The sequence below is a fragment of the Virgibacillus chiguensis genome (assembly GCF_900129865.1).
Lineage (GTDB): Bacteria > Bacillota > Bacilli > Bacillales > Amphibacillaceae > Virgibacillus > Virgibacillus chiguensis.
This window is the reverse complement of the sequence record NZ_FQXD01000007.1, coordinates 164,293-189,546: the sequence shown is the minus strand read 5'-3', so window position 1 is coordinate 189,546 and position 25,254 is coordinate 164,293. Positions and strand designations below refer to the sequence as shown.

Below are 25,254 nucleotides of genomic sequence, written 5' to 3'. Positions count from 1 at the left end.
GGAAAAGTCTCTTTTTAAGATATTTTCACGCTCTATAACCTTTTCTTTGCTAGGGGTTGGACAATATTTCTTCACTATAATTGATTTAACACCCGCTTATTGCATTAAACGCTGAACACGCTTAAGACTTACTTTATAGCCTTCTTCTTTTAAAGAGATGATGGATTTTTGGCGCGCACCATAATGCTTACCACTTTCTTCATGAATTTCAACAATTCTTTTTGTGATTTTCGTTATTTTCTTGTTCACGAATTAGATATTGTGTGTTGAAATGACTTATAATACATACCTCTAGGTACAAAAAGTACACGACACATGGTTTGAACAGAGTAACTCGTTTTCTCGCGATCGTTAAGGTCAATTAGTTCGCTATCTGCTACTTAAATTATTAACAGATTGGCCCGAATGATATAGTTCTAAACCGTTTTACGAAAATCATCATTATAAACGCATCCTCCTAGATTGATTCTAATAACTTAACTAAGATGTGTCCATGAAACTATACTAGCTAAAAACAAAAATAAGGGGATACAAAATGATGTTATATCTTATGATAAGTATATTTGTTTTAGTTTATATTTATATAAACCTAAATTTAATGGTTCATGTTAAATTTAAATCAAGTATAAAAAATAGCAATAAAATACTTAATTACAGTTTTGTAGGATATGTAATTTTTACACAGACAGAGTCCCTAGAGGATAGCATAACTCAATATAGGAAGGTCTATAATGGTTTACGTAAGCATGGTGAAACGCATCTTATTAATCTTTCCTTTACGAATAAAGATGATTGGGATCTTATATCAAAGTACAATGTGAAACAAATCCCTGCCATATATAGACTTAAAAAAAAGAATTCAGAGTTCGTTTGTTTATTTGATGGTGACAAGGACACAACCAAAAAATGCTTGAAGGGTCTGGAGAGTAATTAATTAATGATAATTAATATTTTATATTACTTAATGAGTTTTATCTTAGGCTTTGTTTATTTGAAGAATAGTATTTATAAAATAAATAAACCATATGCATTTTATTTATCTATTAAAGATTATAAAATTTTTCCAAATAAGGCTTTGCCATTATTTGTTCCTTTCTTGGTAAGTGTAGAAGTGGTCTTAGGAATTGTTTTCATAGTGCCTAATACTAAATGGTTTATGCTTATTCCCGCTATATTTCTTCAAATATTTTATTTATTTATAACCATTGCATTATTCGGGAAAGAGTTTAAAAAAAATTGCAATTGCTTCGCTAACACACCTAGAAATATAGAAATTCGTAATGTAATGAGTAATTTTGTATTGTTAATCTTAATTGTTTTATTAATTAGTATCCGTCTTCAAACAGAAATTTAAAAATGTAAAGGAGTTAGCTTGTTAATGGAAATTGTAACGATAATATTTAGCGTTTCTGTTGGGTTCGTACTAATTCTATCCGGAATATTTAAATTATTTTCAACTGATGAACTAAAGAAGTTTATAATTGATTTAAAAATAATAAATAGTGGGTTATCAACTATACTTTCTAGAATATTTCCCATAATTGAAATTAGTATTGGGAGTTTATTAATCTTATTTAATAATTCCATACTAGTCAATATAAGTGCAATTATATTAACTTTTACATTCATATTAGTCAATTTAATTGCACTTAATAAAGGTGAAGTGAAAGATTGCCATTGTTTTGGAAATATAATTAAAACAAAAATGGGGCATGGAGGTGTAATTCAATCTTCTTTGTTGGTTTTATCTTTATTGCCTAATTTTTTTAATCATAACATAAATTTGATCGATATTGCGAATAGTATGAAAACATATGAGATATTAGCTGGTTTATTTATCTCATTAATATGGAGTTTTAGCTTAATTGTTTTTCGTATAGTAATAGAGAGGACCTTCGAATCAGAAAAATTGATAAGGTAGAGGGGTGTTAATATTGAACGTGCAAGGTCAATTAATAATTTCATTATTTATTCTTATGATAATCCATTTATTATTTTTACTAATTTTATTAAAATTTGTAAACAAAAGAAATGAAGAATCTGGCCCCTTAATCGGGACTAATCTCATAGGATTAAGTTACTTTGATGATAATAAATTAACTAATTTTATAGATTTTACTATTTTAAAACATAAAAAAATTATGCTTATAGTTGATAGTGAATGTTCTGGATGTTCAGGCTTAATGGAGAAAATGAGTTATTTAAAACAAGATACAACCGAAAATATATTGGTATTCCATATGTTACGTGAGGATGTTGATGATTCAAAGGAAGACGCCTTAAAAAATCGTATTTATTTAAGTCCAAACGTAATAGTAGACAAACTAAATATAAAGGGCTTTCCTTATCTAATAAAATTTAATGAAGAAGGTCTTATAACACAAAAATCATATGCATCAATTGATGTTTTTTTGCAATACATAACTAATGAAAGAATTGAATAACTTTGTTAAAGTATAAAAGTTTAATAATATAAAATTATAGTTATTTTTATTGATATGGGGGATATTATTATGGAAGACACATCAGACTTTAAAAAATCCTTTTCTTTATTCATCAAGTCACAAACCTATTTTTTAAAGTTAATAATTAAAGAACATCCAAAACTATTTTTTCTGTTTAGTTTGTTAACTTTATTTATTTCATTGTTACCTCCCTTTATAATCTATTTAAATAAGGAATTAATTGACAGTATTAGTATAATTAGTAGTAATTCAAATATGTTAAAAACATCAATAATATTATTAAGTATTTTCTTTTTCTTGAACTATTTGGATAGTGTTATTAATCTGATCAATGAATATATTTTTTCGAAAATATCTTACACAGTGAATTATGTATTAAAAAGCTTATTAATCGATAAATATATTGCAATACCTTTGAAGGAGTATGAAGATAGTTCGTTTTACGATACTATAGGCTTATCGAATTCTGCAATAGATGGAAATGGAGTAAAGGTTGTACAAGAAGTAATTAGTATAATAGGTTCCATGATTTCAGCGATTGGAATATTTGGTACATTATTATCAATTCATTGGTCTTTACCAATTGCTTTATTTTTTTCTTCTTTACCAGGTATAATCTTTCTAGTTATGGCTAAACAAAAGGGTTTTGATATGCAGAGAGAAGTTTCACCGGATGAAAGAGAATTAGGGTTTACCGATGGATTATTTGTAAACAGAAGTGTTTTAAAAGAAATAAAGTTATTTAATTCGGGGAGTTTTTTGATAAATAAATGGAGTTACCTATTTAAAAAGGTACGTAATAAAAAAATGAGCATACAGAAGTGGGAAGTTAAAACACAATCTTTTGCTGCGCTTGTATTACAAATCTCAAGTTTAGGTGTTTCCATCTTCCTAGTTCTTCAAATTTATAGAGGAGATTTATCAATAGGTTCATATGTTGCACTATTAACAGCTGTGACCGCTATTCAAGGTATATTTGGAGGCATTGGCGGAAGTTTAGGAAATGTTTTTGAAACAGCAATTTATAATAATGCATTGCTTAAAATACTAAATTATAAAATTAATAACACTAGTGATAATAACGAAAAAAAATTAGTGGATATTCAAACTATTTGCTTTGAAAATGCAACGTTTTCTTATCCTAAAACTAGTATTAAAGTTCTCGAAAATGTAAATTTAACGATTACAAAGGGTGAAAAAGTATCAATAGTAGGAGCTAATGGTTCTGGTAAAACTACGCTTGTAAATTGCATCCTTGGATTATACCAGTTAACTTCCGGTAAAATTAAAGTAAACGATATAGATATTAAAGAAATTAATATTACCGATTATTATAAAGATATTTCTGTCATTTTTCAAGATTTTACAAAATATAAATATACATTAAAAGAAAATATCAATTTTAGTAATGAAACGAATGATCTTGCTGAGGGAGAAATATTTGAGTCTTTAAAAAAAGTTAGCTTAGACGAAAAGGTGTTAACTTTTAAAGAAGGATTAAACACTTATCTAACTAAGGAAATGCCTAATGGAAGTGAGTTATCTGGTGGAGAATGGCAAAGGGTTGCTCTTGCTAGAGCAGTATATAAAAATACTAATTTTATTGTTTTAGATGAACCCACTGCTGCTTTAGATCCTATTGCTGAATTAGAAATATTTAATATGTTCCACAATATATCCAAAGATAAAACATCAGTTACAGTCTCCCATAGAATTGGACCAACTAAACTTTCAGATAGAATAATTGTTATTGAAAAAGGAGAAATAGTTGAAGAAGGAACCTTTAATTACTTAATGAGTACTAAAGGATTGTATTATAAAATGTATAAAGCACAGTCAAAATGGTATGATTCAGAGAGTAAGCAGGCATTGACTATTACTTAGAACAATGTTATCACCAGTAATAAAGGCGATATTAGTAATAGAAAGTGCACAACTTTTATGTTTATAGATGTGGAGGGAAGCTGTTGAACGATGAGAAAATACTGTCCGTTAAGGATCTATCAAAAGTTTATAAAACAGATGGAGGAGATGTTAGGGCATTAGATAATATTTCTTTTGATTTATATAAATCTGAACTATTAGCAATCATGGGCACTAGTGGATCAGGGAAAAGTACCTTGCTAAATGTGTTAGGGGCAATGGATGAACCAACCTCAGGTGAAATAAAACTAAATGGTAAAGTTGAAGAGGACATGTTTAAAGAGCCGAAAGCAACGGTGTACCGTAGGGAAAATGTTGGGTTTGTTTTCCAGTCCTTTAATTTATTAAAAGATTTGTCAGTTGAAGAAAATATTTCGATGCCGCTCTTATTAAGAGGAGACGGAGCAGAAAAGATAAAGATTCAAGTAGATAAAATGTTAGGTGTTACGGGACTAACAAATTGGCGTAAACACAGACCTGTTGAACTTTCTGGAGGTCAACAGCAAAGGGTGGCAATTGGGCGCGCTTTAATTACCTCTCCACCCATTGTATTAGCTGACGAACCTACAGGTAATTTGGATTTTAATACATCAACAGATATTTTAAAAACCATTTTACAAATGAAAGAACAATACAATCAAAGTATTATTATCGTAACACATGACCCGTCTGTAGCAAGTTATGCAGATCGTGTATTGTTTTTTCATGATGGAAAAATAGTCTCTGAATTTGTTTGTAATAAAGATGATAAGGATATTGATATGATATTATCAGACTTTCGTCTCATTCTAAGCGGTGAAACAATATGATTAAGTCGCTTATTGGAGTAGCGCTCAGATTTTTTAAAAGTAATAAACTGATTGCTGCTACATCAATTATTAGCGTTATGATATCCCTTTCACTTATTATTACAATGGCTGTATTTATCGCTAATGCGGAAAAGTCTATGGTAGAAGAGTTAGAAGAAATGTATGGGAAAATGGATATTGAAGTAGGGTTTGACCCCAAACAAGAAAAAGTGATTGACCAGGAGATTTATGACAAGATTGAAAATGTTAGTGGTGTAGAGCACGTTTCAAATGTTATATTAGAACATTTTACAATAGATGAATTAAATTCTACTTATTATACGGTAGGTGTAGAAAATGATTACTTGGCTAAAAGCAGATATCACTTTACAAAAAACATTAATAAAAATGAGGTAAGTATCAATCAAGGTTTAGCTGAATTATTGGATATACAAGTAGGGGATAAGATTACAATTGAAGGCGATGAATTCACCTTAAAGGAAATATTACCTAACCTTGAAGAGGCTGGTAAAGTGACCGATGTTATTTATTTAAACAGAGCAAAAGTAGAACAGATGAATCAAAATCTATATGGTCCTCATAAAATTGCTGATTATGCACTATTAAAAGTGCGGGAGAAAACGGATCCTCAGATAGTAGCCCAGTCGCTAAAAAAAGTGAATAATGAATTTCGAGTGGAGTTAGCGCTTGAAGAAGAATCATTACAAAAAAATTTAGAAATGTTGTTTAAATTTATGCTGGTGTTATCTTTTCTAATTGTTCTTATCACATCTTTATTCATAATCTCTAACTTCGAATTGTTTATTTATAAATATAAACATGAGCTGGCCATTTTAAGGTCTATTGGTGTTTCGCGTTGGCAAGTGTTTAAAATCATTTTTATACAATCGATCATAATTAATAGTATTGGGTGCATTTTTGCTTTGTTATTTAGTTTCTTCTCCTATCAGTATTTGCAAACGTTTATTGGAAAATTATTTTCCATTGAATTTACAACGATTTCTTTTGATTATAAATTAGCTTTTTTGTCTGTTGGTATATGTGCAATATTCATTCAAGTTTTTATGTTCATTCCTGCTTATCGTAGTAGTAAGCTATTACCGGTTACTGCGATGCAAAAAAACGAAGCATTGACTTTATCGCATATTAAATTAAGAAAGATAGCTGGAATAAGTGCATCATGTGTAAGCTTTATTTTATTATTATCAGGTGCCCTTTTACAGGGGCTTGAAATATTTGTGTTGTTAGGGTCTGGGTTATTTTTAGTCGGTGTTATTATGTTTATCCCATTGTACCTGTCACGTATTTTAGAGGTCTTTTTAAGCATGACAAAAAATGGGTTGAACAAAATTACATTTATAGCTATAAAGTTAACGATTCCACAAATACAAAGAAGTTCATTTATTATTTTAATTATTAGTATCATGATGATGATTGTTGTTTTTGGTTCTTCTTTTATTGAAACAATCCAAAAAAATGATGAGAACTATATTAAGCAGCAATACGAAACAGAGATATTAGTGGAAAATCGATTAGGAAAGGAAACCGAAACCAATTCTCTTGATCTACAGAACGATTTGGAGAAAATGGATAGTATTTCAACAGCGAGTATGATGAGTTACCAGGACTTGGCTGAAATGGAATTCAATCAAACAAAAGAATATGTAGATTATGCTTTTGGTGACTTCCAAAATTTAAAAAAACAAGGGCTACTTCATTTTGATAATATTCATTCACCAGATGAGATTATTTTAAAAAAGAGTTTTGCTGATGAAAAAAATATTCAAGTCGGTGATAAAATAGTACTTCGTATAGAGCAGTCCGAAGATTCATATGGTAATACTTTATTAAAAGGAAACAAGGAAGTAAGTGTAGGAGCCGTAGTGAAAGATTTTCCATACCCGTATGGTTTAATTACAGATATGTTAATTGATTGGAACACAGGAAAAATGGATGCTTCCCAAGGTAAGTTTGAGTTGATTTATGTAGAAGCACCTCATGTTAATGAGGCACTGGAGGATCTAAGAGCCCTTAAATCAATTTATCCAGAGTTAGCGATTAATAGTTTGGAAAACTCTTTAAAGGAATCAAAGAAAATTGCCGCGCAAAGATGGATTATTTTCATCACAGTACTTATTGTGATATTAATAAGCGTTTTGTTTGGTGTGATTAATACATTTATAAATCATATAAATTCTAAAAGAAAAGAACTAGCTATATTGAGAACAATATATTTAACCAGAGGAAATATGTTGAAATATATTCTTACGCAAATCACTGTTTATATAGTAACAGGGGTCATAATCGGTATTATTATGGGAGTATTATTCACATTATTTGTTAGTGTGATTGATGCAGGTTTACCATCATTTAACATAAGTGTGATTACAGTGATAACATTGATACTTTTTATGGTATCTTATGTAGTCATCATAATTGTATTACAGCGTATTTCTAAATTGAATGTATCGGAAGAAATAAACAAGGATATAACTTGAAGGTCAGAAGGTTGAGGTGGAATTTAACAATCTCTTAACTTGCAAATGGGTATCTCCATTTACTTTTTTAATATTTTGATTTGTAGCAGGGGGGCAGATTATTTTTTGAAAAAAGTTAATATTAGTTCTTTATAGTTTCTTTGGATTTACTTTTTATTTGCTTTCCGCTTCTGATTCCTATTTCGGTTATGTTCAACTTGAGAAGAAGCAACTAGAAAATGAAAGTCATACTTATTATCTATATTGTAGTGCGCGAACCTTTAAGTACCTTTATGGTCTTCAAGATTCGCGCAGCATAAGTTATACTTTATTTATTTTTAACCATTTATGTGAATTTGTTGAAACTTCCTCTTCAATAGTAGGTAAGACTTTCTTAAACCCGTTTCTTGTCTTGTTTTTATTAAACCATTGGTGGGAAGCTAAATCATTAGGTTGTTCATTTGTGTTCTGAGATGATTTTTCTACTTTTGGATAGGTAACTGTATTTTTAGCGAAATCTGGTTGATAACGTAAGATTTTTAATAAATCGGATGATTGGTTGATTTGATCTTCAGTCATGTTTTTTCTTTGTTGGTCAGGTTTAAGGTCGTAAGCACCCGTATTTTCATTAATTTGCCGAGTTTGGATGCGATCAATTGTAACCTGTATACTGCCAAATCCTAAGGGCTTTCCTCGACCAATTTTATGAGCATGCTCTTTAGATTGGTTAATATCTAAAACGTTACATAATTGGTTTAATTCTTTTTCTGTTAGACGCTCAAAGTAAATAGTGAAAGTAAATGCATTCCCTTTATTAAGCGGTTTTATTGTCGTCTCCATTTCATCCATATTAGTTTTTAAATCATAATTTTTAGGTTCATGATGCCAATAAAATTTCCGTCCACGTATTTTTATTTCACTTGGTTCTAAAGGCGTGCGTGTTTTTCCTTTTTGCGTATAGTCATATGTCCAGTAGGAATTGTTTTTTTCAGTATAAAATTCAACTGCTCCTGGCTTCGGTTGTCCTAAGGAAGGTAAGGTCATTTTATTTAAAAATGTAGGTTCTGTTTGTATTGTTGCATCACTAAAGCGAATTCTAGAAGCTTGCATTTCTTGTTGGTTTACGAAACCAAACAAATGACAAGCAGGGCAAATGGCTTTTTTGCACTCGCAAGACTGATATTCTCCTTGAGCCTTTAAAATGTCTATAAGTGTATTTTTAAATACTTCTTGAGAAAGGGCGGCGGGCGCTAAATGGCTAATGTTTCCTTTTGAATCTGTTGAATAATATACGGGTAACTTTATACTATTATCCGTACACATAAGCATGTTACGTAACTTCTGTTTATATTGCATGTAGCCACTATGTTCCTTATTTTTGTCATTATTTCGTTCATATAATTCCAGTACTTTTAATAAATATTCAATTTCTATTTGTTCTATTTTATAAGTTTTTCTTAGAGGTTGAAAGACAAAAATGGGTTTCCCGTTAGGTCCTTTCTCACTTAAGTGAACAAAGCCTTCCTTACCATCTGGAATATATTTTTTACAAAAAATTTTATTGTTTTTAGAGTATAAAGCATCTCCTTCAGATAGTATAATAGATTTAGCTTGTATATTATACGGTGTGGTCTTTATCTTTCTACATTCTTTTAACTTCCAACCTTCATCCGTTCTATAAAGCAAACCTGGATGTTTTGCATCCATGGATCGTCTATGAAAGGGATCCTCATTCACTTGTGACAAACAGCCATTAAACGCTGCTTCAAAGACGCTACGAATGGTACCACGTATTTCTGAACCTGGGATGACAGGTTTTTCATCTTCTGGATAGTGGAAAAATGTTTCTTTATCTTGGCCATCTGGTATAAATACAGGTGACAATGTTTCTAACGTACACTCTATTTTTCCTGTTAGTGGGCCAACTATACGATTACCTTCTTTGTCACATTTATTTTCTAACGGGACAAAATTATATGGATTTACAAAACGTTCATTTTGTTGTTTGTTGCTCATCTGGTTTTTCCTCCTTCCATATTTGATACTCGACTAAGCGGTCGTCGACTACGTGATAAGTAAAAGGTTGTTCATTTGCTAAGTCCCAATCTTGAAACGCAATATATTTACGAAAAACAAGCTCTACTTTTTGTTCCTGTTCATATAAATGGGGAAGAGCGATACGAGATCCGCGTTGTTCTGTTAAAATCGACCAGCCTCTATCTAAATGTTTTACTTTCCCCCATAGTAGGTATGTTTCATCAATGCGAGTTATTTCCCCTTTTTTATTATCTGTGTCTTTTCGTTCACGCCACACAAATTCACCATCCATCCGTGTGATTTTGATTTCCATATCTTTGTTAAAAATACGTACCTCCTGAATAAAATCAGGGTTAAGCTTCTCGTCGTCGTAAAGCTTAATATTTTTTGACTCTACAATACTTAAAAAAACACCATAATCAGTTACTACATAAAGTTGCCCGTTGTTTAAGTTGATAAAATTTATTAATTCGTCAGCTTTTAGCTTTCCTTTCCTCATTATTGTAGAATCACACCGTGCCAGTTTCATGTTCTGCACCATCCTTTATCCATGTTATAGCATCCTCTTGATAGGCATCCCATTTCTTAATAGGATTGCTGCCGTCTAATTCAAAAACACCTCGCCCTACTGCAGTTTCACCACCGATTGCTAGAAATCCATGCATTAAGTCTTGAATTATCCAGTATAATATTCCCTTTATAATAGGGTCGTAACAACTATCTTTTCGCCATCGAATGACTAAGTTCGTCTTTCCTTTACAAACAACCTCACCTGTAAATAAAGCACCGTCTATGGTAGCACCAGAGAAGCGGTCAATCGCATTTCTTGTGATCTTGAACGGTGTTGCCTCCTCAATGACGGATTCTTCAAAAGTTAATTGAGAGGGATTTGTTTGCTTTTTATCATGTTTACTGCCAAATATATCTTCTAACTTTTTTTCTATTTCTTTGTTTTCACCTAGTATTTCACAAGCAATGTGCTGTAAACGGTGACGAAATGCCCCAGCCCATGTCGTACCAGGGATGACAGGCTTATTATTAGCGCGTAAGTATGTGTAATCATCTTCATTTGTCTTGTGATCACGAATGAGTAATGTTTGTTTAATCTTAAGAGGAACTTCAACTTCGTGAAACTGCTTTTTGTCTTTGATGTATTTGTCAAGTGAAGGTTCTTCTTTGCAGATGTCTTTCCATGACCATTCTAGCCAATCTTCCACTGTTTTTGTATTAGTATAATGAAACTCTTTTTCTTTCAATTCTTTAACCTTTAATCTTCCGTAACCACGATTCGTTTTTCCACCAAATGTTAATTCACCATGGTTGATTCCACTAATGATCGTTTGAATTAACGTGTTATCATGATGTTCACCTGTGCCATCACGCTCTATATATTCGAATCGCATAATAAAGGGCGTACCTGTTTCAATGACTTCAATGTCAAATTTCCCCATATTATCCGTTGTTTTATTCTTCGTTAGTTTTACATGATCACGTATTGTAGTCTTGGGGTCTGTAAATTGTAAGTCAGATATAAAAATACGGCTTTGAAACAAGTCACTATCTTGTTTTATTTCTTCGTTTTTTCTGGCACCAAACAAGGAGTCGATCGCTGTTTTGTCCATACCATTAGCGTCTAACCATTGCCGACACGCACCAGCCACTGCAGTACCTGCTAGAAAAGGAGTACCCTTATAATCACGTAAAATATCCATGTCAGAAAAATCATCTTCACCTGATCCTGCCAAGAGTGGAGAAGCTAATTCTCCTTCGACTTGAATATACGTACGTTTCGTGATTTTATTTTTGATTGGTTTCTTTTCCATCTTTTCTCACCTCCAGTTTTATCGTGTGGAAGAGAGCATCAATAAAAACTTTAGATTGGCTTTTCAGTTTTTTATCACCTATATCTTTTAAAAGATTCGGAAATGACTTTGGCAAAGCAAAGTTATTTTCATCGCACCTCACATACTGCTCTAATTGATATATTTTTGATTTACTGTACTGTTTTAACTCGTCTAACATTTCTTTTGCCAAATGGATGGCTTCCTTATTATCAAGGATATCTTTGTTACGATTTTCTAAGGCTCCCTCAATATAGTGGACACAATCGAGAGAATGGTCTATTTGAGTTAATTGTTTTTCTTGTAACTTTTTGCTTATGGAAATACACTCTACTTCATTCGATGTACCTTCATACTGCAGAACTCGTATTTCGCCACAACCTTCTTCCGTTGCTGCTCCCCATTGTTGTTTTTCTACTAAAGACCAATCAACTTCCTTATTTTGTGTTGAGACAATAAGCACTGTACCTGCATCTAAGGCTTGCTTCTCTTGCTTTGGTAAGCGCCATTTCGCGTTGTACCCAGTTAACACCGTCTCTTTAATATACATTTTTTCAACTTTTAACGTTGCTTCTAATTCTCTTTCCAATTGAGTAATGAAAAGCTCGACATTAGCGACGTATCGCCCTATCTCATTTTGTAATGTTAAAGGTGTTGCTAAATAAATCGCAACTTTGCTATCCCCTTTTTTTGCCTTTAAAAAGCCTTCCATATGAGGTTCTTTATTCACTACATCTACTTTCGCAGCGCCATATTCAGAGGTGCGTGAACGACCGAGGTGAATGATGCCATTTACATCATTTAATAACGAAGCGAGCATTTGGACATCTTCTTGTTTACCTTTTAACTCCCCAATGAAATGCTGCCCTTTTTGAAGGGCTGTATAATAATAAAATTGGCCTTTTTTTCCGTCTAAATCCTTGGTGCCTTTCGTATCGTTTACTGCTCGACCAATGCGACGATTTTCAGGTCTTGCATGATGCATGCGAAATTCTTTTGCTGGCTCATGTAACAAGAGTTCATTTTCTTGCATGTAAGCAAGCGAATTTATTTTACGTAACATGATAGTCGGATCTGTCTTTTTCTCTTCCAACATTGCTCTATTTTCATTTTTTACGCGTTGTATATGAGCGGGACAAGGCATGAAAACTTTTTCATCCACTTCTGGGTATGCATAACCAAAGGAGACATCACCACGTAAAAATAGGCGCACAAACTCTGGGTCTTCATGGGCATTCTTGCCTAAGTTATGTTTTTTAATATATAGACTTGCAAAGACACCTAATAAAGCACTACCTGGTACGAAATCGGTACAACTGTAATAGAGTCCTTTGCTACCTGCTAATAAAGTTGGTTGTTGCAACGTAATACGGATCGCTTGGTTTACGAACTGTTCTTCTTGATTTGAATTTGAATTATTTTTCTCCATCATAAGATCACAATTTATTCCTTCTGTATTAGAATGATTCTCCTCTTGTTCACCTTGAATCATTACCATCTTGCAACTTACTTCGCCTAAACCGCGTGTACGTCCATATCCTAGATGACGCAAACCTTTTACACAGTCGCATAATAATTTCTTTTGTTCCTCATTTTCTAGTTCTATGATACTTTTAAAAACTAACCCCCGATTTATTGCACGTATCGTACGCAAAGATCCTGTTTGAGCTTGTCCATTTTCTGTTGCTGTTTTAGTATAAAGCATTGTAAAAAGAGGTAAAACTTTTGCTGGATCAAGTTGTTTGATTTGTGCTAGGAAGGTATCGTAATCATCTATTTCTTTATAATTTTCGTTTGCAAAGTATTCCTTTGGTATAGAAGCAAGTTTTGCGTCATATATTTTAATTCCGGACCGATATTGCTCTCCTGGTTTTCCAAATAGCTCATCTACTTTGGATGAAGATGTGAAGCCCCAATCTACAAACTCTTTTGCTACTCCTCGTAATGCACCTTTTAACCGTTTTGCGGGAATAATTGGAATCCCGTATTCATGTGTAATGTCATGATCAACAACCCCTGCAATACTGTCGCCACTTCCAGGGCTTACATCGCTATCCAGCTTAATCGTTAGTTCATACTTTGGCATATTCTTCACCCCTGTTCTTACCGAAATCTAGTAATTGTAATGCATCAAACAACAGGCGTTCCTCTGAAGATTTTATTTTTATTCTCTCGTATCCTCGTGATTCTGCTTCTAAATTGACCAATTCCACTGCTTCCATGCCTTGTGAATACGCTTCATAAAGGGCAATCAAACGGGAATGTGGCCATGTTTTTTCATCATCGTTATTTAAACACTGCATCAGTTCATCCAATTCTTCTAATTCTTCTACATTGTAAATCTTCGGATCTAAGTAAGTTTGATTGTCACGTTGTTCCTCCATCGTTTGCACATAACTACCACGCACTAAATAGAAATCAAAATAGCATTCTTGTATTTCATCTTTATCATCTTTATCATTTTTATCTTTCTTTTCGTAATACACATGTTTTGCATTTTGACAGCATTGTTCTGCAATGTCATAGGCAAGATTAAAAGGAAAGTGGCTATGGACAAAGGCGACCCCTGCACAAGCAGAAATTTTGGTATTGAAATCCCCGTTCTTCAGTTGATTTAAAAACTCCAACGTAAAAGGAATCGCTAAATCCCCTTGACAAATAAATGTAACGTCATCCCCATCTAATATAAGTGGGCGTAGAGGCAATTTTTCTTCCTTTTCACTCGTGCTTCCGTCTGTCTTTTTTACGAATTTGTCCACTGTTTTTCTAAAGGTTTTTCTAAAATAGTTTGTAATTTGTAATGAGAGTTCACGATGTTTTTGAATAGCGGAAGTAAAATCTTTCCCTGTTTCTGCTAGCTTACCATCAATCCATTGCCCCATTCCATTTCCGTCAATATGTACAACACCAATAGAACTATCTTCGCCCTTCTTGCGTTTTAAATCTTCCGTTTCTTTCACACAATTTTTCTCGTATTGCTGGAACACGGTATTATCATAGTGCGCTTCTCGTTTTAACCGTTGTTCTGTTGATACATGTTTGTTATCTATAAAACCTGTTATCGGATCTCCTTTAAAAGATTCTTGGGCAAAAATAGGCAGCGTTTGATTTAATTTCGTCCGTACCATTTTAGCTTTCGTAGTATTTAACTTTTGCATCAGTTCTCTGTACAGTTCAACATAGCTTTTTCCGCAATCTAACTTAAATGGAATGGCTTCTGTTACCATCGTAAGTGAAGCACTTTCTTTTAGCACAGTTTCTGCAAACTGTCGATTCACTTCGTTGTACAATATCCAATCTCGATAGATGACAAGGGCATTGCCACCACCAATGTAAACAACTTCAGCCTGTATTTTATCATTTTGTAAAATAGAAACGTTTTCTTTAGTCCAACAAGTTTTTACTAGCTCTTTATTATTAACCCTATCTTTCAAAACATCTACAAAATGCTTTTCTACCATTTTCCCGACAATATAAGAAGCCCCGATATTCTCTTTTAAATAATTAGATGCGAAAATATAGTCTTGAATACCAGTAATATCATAGACAGCTAACAAAAAATCATCTTTTGATGCTTCCATTCGTTTCACACACTCCTTTTTCTTTTTTTTTTATTGCGTCATTGAACATATTGACATAAGCTTGATGTGGAAAGAACATCGGATTGTTAATAATCATTAATAATTGATTAAATTGGAACATAAACGTTAATAAAGGGTTTTCATCGTTTGATTCTGCTTCTTTATTCGATTTTTTGTTATATATTTTTAAATCCTTCAATTTTCGTTCTTCTATATTATCTTTTTCGGCACACTGTTTAAATTTTTCATTTGTATTTGCAAAATTAATTGGACTTAAATTTGCAAGCTTCTTATACTCTGAGTTGTAACGTTTTAAATCATAATGATTAAGCTCTTCATACCATTTGGCAAATGATTTTTTTTCATCCGCAACGAATTGAAATTGCTGTTCTTTATCCAAATGTAAAATGAAATCAAAATTCCTCTTCAATTCTGGTACTGATGATATATCATCATTCCTTTCTTCTGTTTTTAAAGAATGTAGAGTACATAAAATGAAAATAGGTCGTGTGGACGTTTGTGATTGTGAACGAGTAATTTTAGCCGTATCTAAAAAACCATGATGCGTACGTGCGCAGGCATTAAGAACGGGTTTTAACTTATAAATTGTCTGCGCCCAAGCTGTCACATTATCCAATATATCTTTCTTCATGGAACGACTTTTACTTTGCACGACTGCAGCAACGGCTTCTATTGGAATAAATTGCATTTCACCATAATTAAATACATATGGCGTATACTCCTCATCAAAGATAGCAATATCTACTTCTGCTGATACTTCCCCATAAGAATCAATGATGAAAACGCTTCGTGCTATTTTGAATTTTTTCGGGATGATCTTCTCAAAGAGATGAAGCCAAACGAATTCTCTGCTGGTACCTGTTGTTACATCATGATTAGGTGTTTCAAGTTGCAATTGAGATGAAATTGTTTTTGCTATTCTTTGATAATACTCATTTAGATTTTTTAGTTCCTGCATCGCTAATTACCTCCTTGAATGCTTTTACATAGGATTCGTGAGGAAAGAAAATCGGATTATTAATGAGCATTAATAATTGATTTAATTGAAACATTAAGGAAAGGAGTACATTTTGATCTCCAACATTTAAGCTTTCTAATGTTCGATTAGACTTATTTTCTTCTGAAGTATCTGCTAAGGCTTTTAATTTATCTTTGTTCTCATAACGGTCATGACAATAATGATTTAAGCAATCACTCCACTTATCTAATGATCTATTTTCGTTAGGGATCATTTTTTTTAATTTAGATTCATCATTTTTTAGAACGAGATCAAATTCACTGTCTTCAAAATTATTATCTATCGCAGTACATAAAATTGTGATTGGCCTCGTTGATGTTTGACTTTGTTTTTGTGGCTTTCGAACAGTACAATTTTTTTCAGAGCATTTTTGTTTTTCATATGTTCTTTTTTCTTCTTCAAACTTTTTATACAGACTTTCTAGATTTGTATCCAACACACCTGATTGAATTCGCACATAAGCATTCATTTCTGTCTTTAGCTTTTGAATGGATTGCAACCAAGTTTCTTCCGCTCCCTGTCCTTCTGTCTCCCTTTTCTTATCTTTTTCATTCTCACATAACACCACCGCAGCAACAGCTTCAATTGGTATGTATTTAATCGTACCGTAATTAAAGATATACGGGGTATATTGCTCGTCATAGATTGCGAGACTCACTTTTTGAGAAACATTTTGATGAGAATCAATAATATAGACATTTTTCTCTACGTTAAACTTTGTCGGTACAATGCGCCTGAATACGGGTTGCCAAATTTCTTCCGCGCTTGACACATTACTTTGCCTGTCAATGTTTAATTCCTCTATTAAGGTTTGCTCTAGGTTACAATAATTTTTCGCTAGCTTTGTAATAACTTCTTCATTCATTTTCACTCACCTCATAAATAATTAATGGTATAGTATCCAAATCCATGTGTTGGATTTCTGCCGATATGAAGCAACCTTCCTGCTTCTAAAATAGGGGTAAATGGTGTGATATCCCCTTCATAACAGGCCCAACCGGTTATCGTATCGATTTCTAGCGTATTATTTTTTTGATTCATGGAATAGCGTTTAAACGTTGTTTGTTCCCAATCACTATTTATAACGCTTACTTTTCTAGCTTCGCTTAACATTGCTTCGTTATCCCAATCTAATTTGTAACCAGCATAGGCGTGTGAAATCAAGCTCACTCTTCGTGTTATCGCTCGAATGATATCTTCAAAAGACGGCGCAGTAAGTAATTTCTTACTCTTTTGTAAGCGAAGCGGAGCAGGAAAATGTAAAAATACAAATGAAGTGGATTTTTCCTCGCAATGTAAGTCATGCAGTTGGACATTTTTCAACCATAGGTGATTTTCACACCATATAATTCGATTTGTTGTTGTATCCGCAATTTTAATTAATTGAAACGGAATACGTGCTGCACCCCAACCTAAGTTTTCAATTTGTTGAATAGCTTGTGTAATTAACGTTACACCGCTACGTGCTGTATTGCCTAACAAAGTAATATCAAATTCACAAATATCTCCCTTTTGCCATGTTGTTTTACCTTTCGTTAGTACATGTAATACAAACGGGTTTACTGAACCTGCGGCGTTTTTAGGTGAGACGAAATAATTTGCGTAATCACACGTAGCTGCCAGTTCACATGTGAAGCATTTGACTTTAGGGGTAGGGCAAACCATTTTTCGTAAACTATGACCAAGCAACCCTCGGACTGTTGATCCTAAATAAGGAGGGAGTTGTCCATCGCGTTGCGCCATGAACGTAGCACGTAATGTTACCCATTTAATATGTGAAAACATCTTCATCTTCCTTTTATATCTAAGTAAATATATCCATTACTTTCCACTATATCATAATTGTAACTGTTGTAGTTTTACATATTAGAAAATAAAAAAGGACGTACCTATGAAGGTGACGTCATTTAAATAAATAGAGATGCCAATATTTCAGAGTATTTCATTTTAAATGGTAGGCTGACAGACAACACTAGAAAAAATTGTACTAAAATAAAAGAGGATTTCAGTAGGTCTTTGCTCAATATGACGAAATAGCTTAAAAATAAAGTTTAATAGTATTCGCATTATATGTAGGTTATGAACGACGCTACGTTTTTGTTTTTTCTCATGATACCCCTACGCGTAAGCTTTTTCTACGTATTTTTATCCTCATCGATAGAGATTTAAAAAGAAGTATTATACATCATAGATATACACATCTATCATGATGCCAATTGCTAACAAGGCAAGCTTGGTGAGGGCATCCGTCTTTTCCATTGTTAGATAATAACCATCATGTTGATGGATACTATCTTGAATGGAATCGTATACAAGCGACCGTTTCTGAATAGAAGCGATCGTAGTGTTGTTTTTACATGCTTCTACAGTGTAATGAATGGCACCAAAATCACCTTTTGCTTGTATGAGCTGTTTATTTTCTTTGTCAATAACCGTCATCGTTGCGGTAGATAGTTTTAACTTTGGTTGAACCGTTGCTAAAAGCTCTCCTTCATTGGAAAGAAGGTGAAAATCGGTCGTTATTCCTTTGTCTTTTTTTACAATCCAGCCTAAAATATGACCGTTACTATCTAAAACCTGTAAATCAAAACTTATGAATTGGTAAGCGAACAGTTTTACTAGTTGATTCGTTATTTTCTTATGGGAAGCCGGAGTTTCTTCTATTTTGCCAATTAATTGGTTGTTTGCGCTTATTGTATAGATTTTTCGTTGTAGTTTATATAGCGTTGTTTTTTGCAGGAAAAATGTACTATATTGCGAAAACATGTGATCCCTCCCATGTGAGAAACGCTTTTCTATATTATTTTTTGTTTAAGGTAGTCTCGGATTTTCATCTTGATAGATAGAATAAGTCCATCCGCCGTTATCGACCTTGGTACATTTATCATCCGTACAATAGAATAGATATGCCTGTTTGTCTGTTTTGACGCTTACTTCTAGAGTATAGGGAAATGAACCGCCTTTAAATTTATCTACACCTGCTTGAATAGCTATAATATCTTCTTTCTTTGCCAAATGTTTATAATCTTCACTTTCTACTGTTTTTTGAACCATTTCACTTAGCATAATTTCTTCCTCATCAGTAGGTTCAATTAATTTTTTCATTACGAATGATTTTCCTACTAGATATACATTTAAGCTGATACTTATTGCAAATAGTAACATAAATATTTTTCTCTTTTTCATATTTCACACACCTTTCCGTTTCGATTATTCAAAGCGTACAGTTTGATAGTAAAAATAATACACTATATTTGGTTATATAGGAATATTTTATGAAATGATAACACCTAAAACTGGATATAACATATATAATTAGGTAGAAAATATTATAAAAGAGTTCCGTCAACGCTACAATCCCTCAAATTTAAAAATGAAAATTGCTCACCTTCGTAAGAAATTCGCTCACTCGCAGGAAAATCCGCATCCTCCGTGTGGATTTGTCTCACCCTCACACAAAACGTTCCTTCCCTGTTGCAAAACTCGTCTATCACTTCAAATGGAAATGATTTCACATGGGAAAATTTAGCTCCTAATCAATTAGGAACAAAGCAACCTTTGAAAGGCGGCAGTTCAATTTAGCAAAGAGATATTATTTAAATATAGGAAAAATAGTGTGAAGATTTGTAAATGAATTTCAATATTTAAAAAGTTAAATAAAATATTTAATTTTGAATAAATTATACCGATATAAACAATAATAAATTATTTGAGTATAAAACAAAAGTCCTCCATCATTGTTTTTATAATTACTTTAATGTTGGGTTTATTTTCTTTCTCATTAACGACTTATGGAGCAGAAGTGGATTTTAAAGCTTTTAATGTAAAACAACACTTGAGCAATCAACATGTGGAGTTTAGTGATGAAGTGCCAGTATTGGATAAAACAAAGGGAGTTCCTGTAAAGAAACCTGCGTCTATTAATTCTAATTATAATGTTTCGGGGGATCGAATGTTCTTTAATGATTCTTTAGTGGAAACGGACCCAGATGACTTTTGGTTTTTTAATGTTTCTGATGATAGAAGTATACTTTTTGAAATAGAGACGGATAATCCAGATTACGTTGTGGAACTCTATAAAGTTGATTGGGAAACAGAAACAGCATACCCTACTCCTATAAGCGGTTCGCCGGGAAATATAGTAGCTAATAGTCAATTAATAGCTGGTGATTGGGCGCTAAGAGTCTATTCTACTGAAACAATGGGGAATAATTATACAATTAAGATGAATGCAACTAATCCGTCAGGTGCAGCAAGTATAATTTCTACTTCTAACTCATTGTTGCAAGCAATATTACTTTATCCAAATAGAGAAGTTTATGCAAATGGTAATTATGTTCTTACTGTTAATGGAAGTAATTCACATTTGGATTGGGAACGTGAATATTATTTTAGTTGGGATGGAAATTATAATCAACGGACACATAGCGTTTCTGATGCAAAAGTTAAATCAATTGCAGGTCCTGTCAGTTACCAATCAGATTATGCTAGCTCTGATAACGCAATATTAGTATATTTAGATAAAGAAACTTTATTTATGCACCATGTTTCATCCTTTAGATCAGGCCCGCCAACACAATATGAAGACTCATTTGTTGATACAATTGGAAAAACAACTCCTAGAAGGTTAGATGATGATGATTTCATTAATTGGGGGGATCATATAATCGTTTTCGATGTAAACAAGGGACGTTCTATCGATTTTTTCAGTGTTCTAAATTTTTATTATGCAAGTGGTGTTGAGTCTATTCCTACGATAGAATTTTTGAATTAAAACATAACCATTTAATGAAGTAAAGGGCAAGGAGTTTTAACAATAAATATGGTGACGTTCATGTATATTTAGAATTGCTAATTCACTAAAAAGGTGGAAAGGTCCATGCAAATCAATCATTTTTTACATGTATACAGCAACAACAGTATAGTGGCTGAACAGAAGAAACCATTTAATACGAACCCCTTTGGTATAAGCAAATTGGAAGCATATAAAACTACGACAGACGAAGCGAAGGAGCATGCATTACGAAGGTTGATGTCCCCCATTTTAGTGAACCTATCTCGAACAAGTGACGGCAAGATAACAGGAGATAGAATACAGCGTAATCGAGAAGATGTTTTAGCATTAACCGAAGACGATTTAAACACTGTGGATATAAATTGGGATCGTTTACAGATGGATCTAACCAATCGAACTCCTAGTTATGCTACATTGGATCGATTAGCTAAAGATATGGATCATATTGCTTCCCAATATGCTTATAGCCAGTCTCGAATAACACAGAGTTTTACTGGGTCTGAACGGGAAGAATATTTTAAAAAACTGGATTCTATTATAAATAATCATGTGGATAGTTATGCGAAACAATTTTCACGTATGACGGGTAGCTTTTTGAGTGAGCATGGTGTGAATGAGGAAGCTGAAATGATCAGTGCTAGTATTAAAGATTTATTTCAACAGCGCAAAGAGCAATATACTACGTTTATACAAGAAAATGAAGATTTTGCTGGTATAAAAGGGACTCCGGATGAGTGGTTGGTAGCAGATAATACGTATATGGCTCAGCAATTGCAGTCTTCTTATAAAAAGAAACTTTTGAATAATACATCAACAAAGGAAAGCGGATATAATATGGATGAGTTAATGGCTATTGGGACATTGGTGAAAGAAATGCAGTATGTTGATTATAGGTCTCGTCCATTAGGTGGAAACAAGCATAAATCGGAAGAGGAATTTGGTGTTGAGCTTGGGTTTCAAGCTATGAAATATGCCCTCATCAAAGACAACTATGAAATGCGGGACGGGCTCCAATCGAAACTCAATATGGTATTTCAGGAATTTGTAGACAAGCAAAATGAAAAAGCGGCAGATTATATCAAGCGTATGCGAAATGATCCGTTTGTAAGGAATGAGGAAGCATATCGTATGGATTGGAATGACCAACTTGTTCAAGACATCATGGCTTCCCTCGTTGGTAACTTAGATGCTGTAGATGTGAACGGATCTTTTCAGAAGGACATGTCTGCCATTTTGCAGGGGTATATAAATCACACAAAAAATACGGAAACGAGTAAGTTGTCGCGATATCATGAATATCATAACTCCTGGAATAAAAGTAACTATATTGCGGGTTGGAACCGCTTTGTTGAACATATTTTGCCAAGAGATTCTATGCGGACATATTTATTAGAAGAAAACCCATCTTATGTAGATATTACAATATAAAATTTGATAATTTTTAAAGATGGAAGTGCAGTAATTTGCATTACTCTTTTCAAAGTACATCCTTTTTATTCGATATTGTAACGTTTTGTGTAGCCTAATGCTCTGTAAATTACAACTGTAAAATATACAAAATTAATAAGTGTTTATCATAATTCAACTTACAAAAAGATCTGGGATGAGGCATTATGAGTCACTCAGCTCTTTTTTGTATTAGGAGAGTATGGATTTGCTTTTTCTTTACGGTTATAGAAGTGCAACGAACTCTCCCTTCCCGCCTTATATGCGGAGAGGGAGAGTTCGTTGCACTTAAATGAAAAGCTATTCACCGCTCATGTTACCTACAAATTATCGTACTTTAATTTCCTGCCTCTGCTCTTTTCTACAGGGTATTTCTGCGCATTTTTCTGCATTTTTTCCAGTATCATTTCTTTAACGTCTAAATCAAGATCATGGCTAAGCATCAGTGCATAAATCATGACATCAGCGAGTTCTTCTTTTATGTTTTCTAGGTTCTCCTCAATTGCTTGTTCACTTGTTTTCCATTGAAAATCTTCCAGTAATTCAGCTGCTTCTAACGACAAAGAGATAGCCAAATCTTTCGGGTTGTGAAATTGTCTCCAATCTCGCTCATCGCGAAAGGTGTTCAATTTTTGGATTAATTTTCCTATATCATTCATGTTGTCCCTTCCTTTATAATTATTTATATAGACCATAGTAGACATCGTTTGGTTCTATAATATAGTGAAGTATAAGTATTATACTTCACTATACCAAATTCCGTTACCTTGAAGAAATGTAATTTTAAATTTTGCAAATCAAATAGGAGAATGATTTTTGCGAGTTTAATAGGTAGTAAAAGATCGTTCCCCTTGGCTAATAATATTCTATCGCCCCCCCTTTGATTGAAAATTCGCTTTACAGTGAAATGTAATGATATAAGATGACCTATGCCCCGCTTATCGTGTAAAATAACTATATAATTCCATATATTTTAGTAGAAATGAATATTTATAGAAAAAAAAGAGGTTTATATCTTATTGTAGAAATAATAAGAGGTTATCTTTTATGGAAGAGCGATGCTTATAAACGATTGGTAGATGTGCAGTCATCTCAACCTTGGTTTATAAGGGAATGAAAGTTTGTTTTCATATAAATGTCCTACCCAGGAGAAATAGCTCGAACTATGCCTATATATCACACGGATACACAATAAGCAAAAGGAGTATTAGTGATGAAGCCCACTAAATTGACATACGGAATACTGATAGTTATCGGATTGATTGCCATTGGATTAACAGTTAGCTCATTGTTTAAATCTATAGATAAGGATGTTGCTGCTACCCATACTACGGCGAGTAGTGAAAAAAAAGCGCATCCTAATTATCCAGAAGTTCAGGTTGTTACTGAAAAAGCACATGACAAAGTATATAGCATGGAGATTGATTATCCGCAGTTTCAGAGTAAGAAATTAAACCAAAAAATGAAAGAATTTGTAAAAATAGCTAAAGAAGACTTTTTACACGATGTAGAAAAAAATAAACAACAATTAAAGAGTCAAGAGGCGACACTCGCTATCCGTTCAGACATGCAAAAGTTTTCAGATCACATTTATTCTGTTGCAATGCATGAAAAGAGTTGCTTACATGAAAAACAATGTCAAGACTTATCTGACATCATTATAGTAGATAGCAAGAATAGTAATTACATAGATCAAACTGATATCCTACAAGATACAGAACAGAACCGAGATACTCTTTTTCAATTGCTGAAGCATGCATTTGAACAATCTGATACATATAGAGAACACTTTTCTAGAAAAAAATTATCCGAGTGGGTCTATGATAAGGACAACAATTTTTCCAATATGTATCTTGCAGATGAATCGATCGTTTTTCAGTTTGATAATAATAAAGTGATAGATAAAGAAGCGGAAATCACTATCCCTTTATCGAAAATGCAAGATGTACTAACAGATGAGTGGAAAGATATGATTAGAGATGAAAGCACTGAGGATAGTAATAATACAGAGAATAATAAACGTACTGAGAACAAAGCAAATACCGGGGATAATGATAGTACAGAGAATAATAAAAGCACGGAGGATAAAGAAGACACAGAGGATAAGCAAGCGAATTCGGCTATAAAGCAGGAAGAAAAAAATTCAAATTCTTCCTCAGTCAATGAAGAAAAGCGTCACTCTTCGAATCAGAAGCGAGTTGCTCTTACATTTGATGATGGTCCACATCCGCAAAATACTCCAAAGGTGCTTGATCTACTAAAACAGTATAACGCGAAAGCAACATTTTTTATGCTGGGAAATAAAGTAGCTGCAAATGCAACCGTCGTTAAAAGAATGAAGGATGAAGGGCATGAATTAGGTAACCATACTTGGAGCCATAAAGATTTAACAAAATTAGGTGTAGCAGGAATAAGACAAGAAATAGATAAGGCCAATGAAGCTATCCGTAATGCTGCGGGGAAAAATTCTACTTTATTTCGTCCACCGTATGGAGCGACAAATGGAAATATAGAACAAATTGTAGGTTTACCATCCATTCTTTGGACTGTTGATACACGAGATTGGGAGTCGCTTGATCCAGTGGCAATTCTAAATGAAGTTAAAAGTCATACAACAGATGGTTCTATTTTGTTGATGCATGATATACATACATCTACTGTAAATGGGATGCAATCCGTATTGGATTACTTAGTTGGAGAAGGTTATGAATTGGTAACTGTTTCGGAAATAAGGAAAAATTAGCAGAAAAAGAGGAGCAATTCCGTTTGCTGCTGCAGATCCATTAAGAATAATCCCAGCAAAATATAATTGGAGCAGCAGTTGGAGGAGCTGTATGTATG

21 protein-coding genes are annotated in these 25,254 nt (G+C 33.2%); 9 read left to right on the top strand and 12 right to left on the bottom strand.

Features of this window, described 5'->3' with window-relative positions; genetic code table 11:
- Positions 1-96: 96 nt before the first annotated feature.
- Positions 97-249 (bottom strand): IS3 family transposase, encoded by a 153-nt coding sequence (locus BUB45_RS19355; protein ID WP_084723607.1) that lies wholly within the window; start codon positions 247-249, stop codon positions 97-99.
- A 688-nt stretch (positions 250-937) separates the two neighbouring features.
- Between BUB45_RS19355 and BUB45_RS10245 the strand changes: the two genes are divergently transcribed.
- From BUB45_RS10245 to BUB45_RS10220, 6 genes are all read left to right on the top strand, one after another.
- Positions 938-1,354, top strand: coding sequence for a MauE/DoxX family redox-associated membrane protein (locus tag BUB45_RS10245; protein WP_084723606.1), 417 nt, complete (start codon positions 938-940; stop codon positions 1,352-1,354).
- A gap of 24 nt (positions 1,355-1,378) precedes the next feature.
- On the top strand, positions 1,379-1,921 hold the full coding sequence (locus tag BUB45_RS10240) for a MauE/DoxX family redox-associated membrane protein (RefSeq protein WP_073008414.1): 543 nt from the start codon (positions 1,379-1,381) through the stop codon (positions 1,919-1,921).
- Positions 1,922-1,934: 13 nt separating this feature from the next.
- Entirely contained in the window at positions 1,935-2,444 is a 510-nt protein-coding gene (locus BUB45_RS10235; protein ID WP_073008411.1) for a hypothetical protein, read from the top strand.
- 69 nt (positions 2,445-2,513) lie between these two features.
- Complete coding sequence (locus tag BUB45_RS10230; RefSeq protein ID WP_073008408.1) at positions 2,514-4,349, top strand: ABC transporter ATP-binding protein; 1,836 nt, start codon at positions 2,514-2,516, stop codon at positions 4,347-4,349.
- 83 nt (positions 4,350-4,432) lie between these two features.
- A complete protein-coding gene (locus BUB45_RS10225) occupies positions 4,433-5,197 on the top strand; it encodes an ABC transporter ATP-binding protein (protein ID WP_139300131.1) in 765 nt (254 codons plus the stop codon).
- Positions 5,194-7,695 (top strand): ABC transporter permease, encoded by a 2,502-nt coding sequence (locus BUB45_RS10220; protein WP_073008405.1) that lies wholly within the window; start codon positions 5,194-5,196, stop codon positions 7,693-7,695. The genes BUB45_RS10225 and BUB45_RS10220 overlap by 4 nt, the downstream gene beginning before the upstream one ends.
- A gap of 300 nt (positions 7,696-7,995) precedes the next feature.
- Here BUB45_RS10220 and BUB45_RS10215 read toward each other — a convergent pair whose 3' ends face one another.
- From BUB45_RS10215 to BUB45_RS10170, 10 genes are all read right to left on the bottom strand, one after another.
- Complete coding sequence (locus BUB45_RS10215) at positions 7,996-9,690, bottom strand: TIGR03986 family type III CRISPR-associated RAMP protein (RefSeq protein ID WP_073008402.1); 1,695 nt, start codon at positions 9,688-9,690, stop codon at positions 7,996-7,998.
- Positions 9,668-10,210, bottom strand: coding sequence for a type III-D CRISPR-associated protein Csx19 (csx19, locus tag BUB45_RS10210; protein WP_212590763.1), 543 nt, complete (start codon positions 10,208-10,210; stop codon positions 9,668-9,670). The genes BUB45_RS10215 and csx19 overlap by 23 nt, the downstream gene beginning before the upstream one ends.
- A gap of 10 nt (positions 10,211-10,220) precedes the next feature.
- Positions 10,221-11,534 carry an RAMP superfamily CRISPR-associated protein gene (locus BUB45_RS10205; protein WP_073008396.1) on the bottom strand — a complete coding sequence of 438 codons (1,314 nt, stop codon included), beginning with the start codon at positions 11,532-11,534 and terminating at the stop codon, positions 10,221-10,223.
- The gene (locus tag BUB45_RS10200) at positions 11,509-13,638 is read right to left on the bottom strand and encodes an RAMP superfamily CRISPR-associated protein (protein ID WP_073008393.1); all 2,130 of its coding nucleotides are present in this window, start codon (positions 13,636-13,638) and stop codon (positions 11,509-11,511) included. Before BUB45_RS10200 ends, BUB45_RS10205 begins: the two co-directional genes overlap by 26 nt.
- Positions 13,625-15,133 (bottom strand): Cas10/Cmr2 second palm domain-containing protein, encoded by a 1,509-nt coding sequence (locus BUB45_RS10195; protein WP_073008391.1) that lies wholly within the window; start codon positions 15,131-15,133, stop codon positions 13,625-13,627. Before BUB45_RS10195 ends, BUB45_RS10200 begins: the two co-directional genes overlap by 14 nt.
- Positions 15,114-16,112, bottom strand: a complete 999-nt coding sequence (locus BUB45_RS10190) for a DUF6602 domain-containing protein (protein WP_073008388.1) — start codon at positions 16,110-16,112, stop codon at positions 15,114-15,116. Before BUB45_RS10190 ends, BUB45_RS10195 begins: the two co-directional genes overlap by 20 nt.
- Complete coding sequence (locus BUB45_RS10185) at positions 16,087-17,037, bottom strand: DUF6602 domain-containing protein (RefSeq protein ID WP_073008385.1); 951 nt, start codon at positions 17,035-17,037, stop codon at positions 16,087-16,089. The genes BUB45_RS10190 and BUB45_RS10185 overlap by 26 nt, the downstream gene beginning before the upstream one ends.
- Positions 17,038-17,048: 11 nt before the next feature.
- Entirely contained in the window at positions 17,049-17,957 is a 909-nt protein-coding gene (gene cas6, locus BUB45_RS10180; RefSeq protein ID WP_073008382.1) for a CRISPR system precrRNA processing endoribonuclease RAMP protein Cas6, read from the bottom strand.
- A gap of 393 nt (positions 17,958-18,350) precedes the next feature.
- The gene (locus BUB45_RS10175) at positions 18,351-18,938 is read right to left on the bottom strand and encodes an LURP-one-related family protein (protein WP_073008380.1); all 588 of its coding nucleotides are present in this window, start codon (positions 18,936-18,938) and stop codon (positions 18,351-18,353) included.
- Between the two features lie 45 nt (positions 18,939-18,983).
- A complete protein-coding gene (locus BUB45_RS10170) occupies positions 18,984-19,358 on the bottom strand; it encodes a hypothetical protein (RefSeq protein ID WP_073008377.1) in 375 nt (124 codons plus the stop codon).
- Positions 19,359-19,929: 571 nt separating this feature from the next.
- Between BUB45_RS10170 and BUB45_RS10165 the strand changes: the two genes are divergently transcribed.
- Both BUB45_RS10165 and BUB45_RS10160 read left to right on the top strand, forming a co-directional pair.
- On the top strand, positions 19,930-20,946 hold the full coding sequence (locus tag BUB45_RS10165; RefSeq protein ID WP_244527710.1) for a hypothetical protein: 1,017 nt from the start codon (positions 19,930-19,932) through the stop codon (positions 20,944-20,946).
- A 105-nt stretch (positions 20,947-21,051) separates the two neighbouring features.
- A complete protein-coding gene (locus tag BUB45_RS10160; protein WP_073008374.1) occupies positions 21,052-22,395 on the top strand; it encodes a hypothetical protein in 1,344 nt (447 codons plus the stop codon).
- Positions 22,396-22,733: 338 nt separating this feature from the next.
- Here the strand turns inward: BUB45_RS10160 and BUB45_RS10155 are convergent, their stop codons facing one another.
- A complete protein-coding gene (locus BUB45_RS10155) occupies positions 22,734-23,072 on the bottom strand; it encodes a nucleotide pyrophosphohydrolase (protein WP_073008372.1) in 339 nt (112 codons plus the stop codon).
- 554 nt (positions 23,073-23,626) lie between these two features.
- On the opposite strand from BUB45_RS10155, the gene BUB45_RS10150 reads away from it, so the two are divergent.
- Positions 23,627-25,156: a polysaccharide deacetylase family protein gene (locus tag BUB45_RS10150; RefSeq protein WP_073008369.1), complete on the top strand. Its 1,530-nt coding sequence runs from the start codon at positions 23,627-23,629 to the stop codon at positions 25,154-25,156.
- Positions 25,157-25,254: the final 98 nt, after the last annotated feature.

Bases quoted from the DNA above. Each gene is read 5' to 3' on its own strand.
- cas6 (WP_073008382.1), bottom strand. From the start codon at position 17,957: ATGTTTTCACATATTAAATGGGTAACATTACGTGCTACGTTCATGGCG.
- BUB45_RS10240 (WP_073008414.1), top strand. From the start codon at position 1,379: ATGGAAATTGTAACGATAATATTTAGCGTTTCTGTTGGGTTCGTACTA.
- BUB45_RS10185 (WP_073008385.1), bottom strand. From the start codon at position 17,037: ATGAATGAAGAAGTTATTACAAAGCTAGCGAAAAATTATTGTAACCTA.
- BUB45_RS10245 (WP_084723606.1), top strand. From the start codon at position 938: ATGATAATTAATATTTTATATTACTTAATGAGTTTTATCTTAGGCTTT.
- BUB45_RS10190 (WP_073008388.1), bottom strand. From the start codon at position 16,112: ATGCAGGAACTAAAAAATCTAAATGAGTATTATCAAAGAATAGCAAAA.
- BUB45_RS10165 (WP_244527710.1), top strand. From the start codon at position 19,930: ATGTTGGGTTTATTTTCTTTCTCATTAACGACTTATGGAGCAGAAGTG.
- BUB45_RS10170 (WP_073008377.1), bottom strand. From the start codon at position 19,358: ATGAAAAAGAGAAAAATATTTATGTTACTATTTGCAATAAGTATCAGC.
- BUB45_RS10230 (WP_073008408.1), top strand. From the start codon at position 2,514: ATGGAAGACACATCAGACTTTAAAAAATCCTTTTCTTTATTCATCAAG.
- BUB45_RS10150 (WP_073008369.1), top strand. From the start codon at position 23,627: ATGAAGCCCACTAAATTGACATACGGAATACTGATAGTTATCGGATTG.
- BUB45_RS10160 (WP_073008374.1), top strand. From the start codon at position 21,052: ATGCAAATCAATCATTTTTTACATGTATACAGCAACAACAGTATAGTG.
- BUB45_RS10195 (WP_073008391.1), bottom strand. From the start codon at position 15,133: ATGGAAGCATCAAAAGATGATTTTTTGTTAGCTGTCTATGATATTACT.
- BUB45_RS10205 (WP_073008396.1), bottom strand. From the start codon at position 11,534: ATGGAAAAGAAACCAATCAAAAATAAAATCACGAAACGTACGTATATT.
- csx19 (WP_212590763.1), bottom strand. From the start codon at position 10,210: ATGAGGAAAGGAAAGCTAAAAGCTGACGAATTAATAAATTTTATCAAC.
- BUB45_RS10175 (WP_073008380.1), bottom strand. From the start codon at position 18,938: ATGTTTTCGCAATATAGTACATTTTTCCTGCAAAAAACAACGCTATAT.
- BUB45_RS10200 (WP_073008393.1), bottom strand. From the start codon at position 13,638: ATGCCAAAGTATGAACTAACGATTAAGCTGGATAGCGATGTAAGCCCT.
- BUB45_RS10215 (WP_073008402.1), bottom strand. From the start codon at position 9,690: ATGAGCAACAAACAACAAAATGAACGTTTTGTAAATCCATATAATTTT.
- BUB45_RS10220 (WP_073008405.1), top strand. From the start codon at position 5,194: ATGATTAAGTCGCTTATTGGAGTAGCGCTCAGATTTTTTAAAAGTAAT.
- BUB45_RS10155 (WP_073008372.1), bottom strand. From the start codon at position 23,072: ATGAATGATATAGGAAAATTAATCCAAAAATTGAACACCTTTCGCGAT.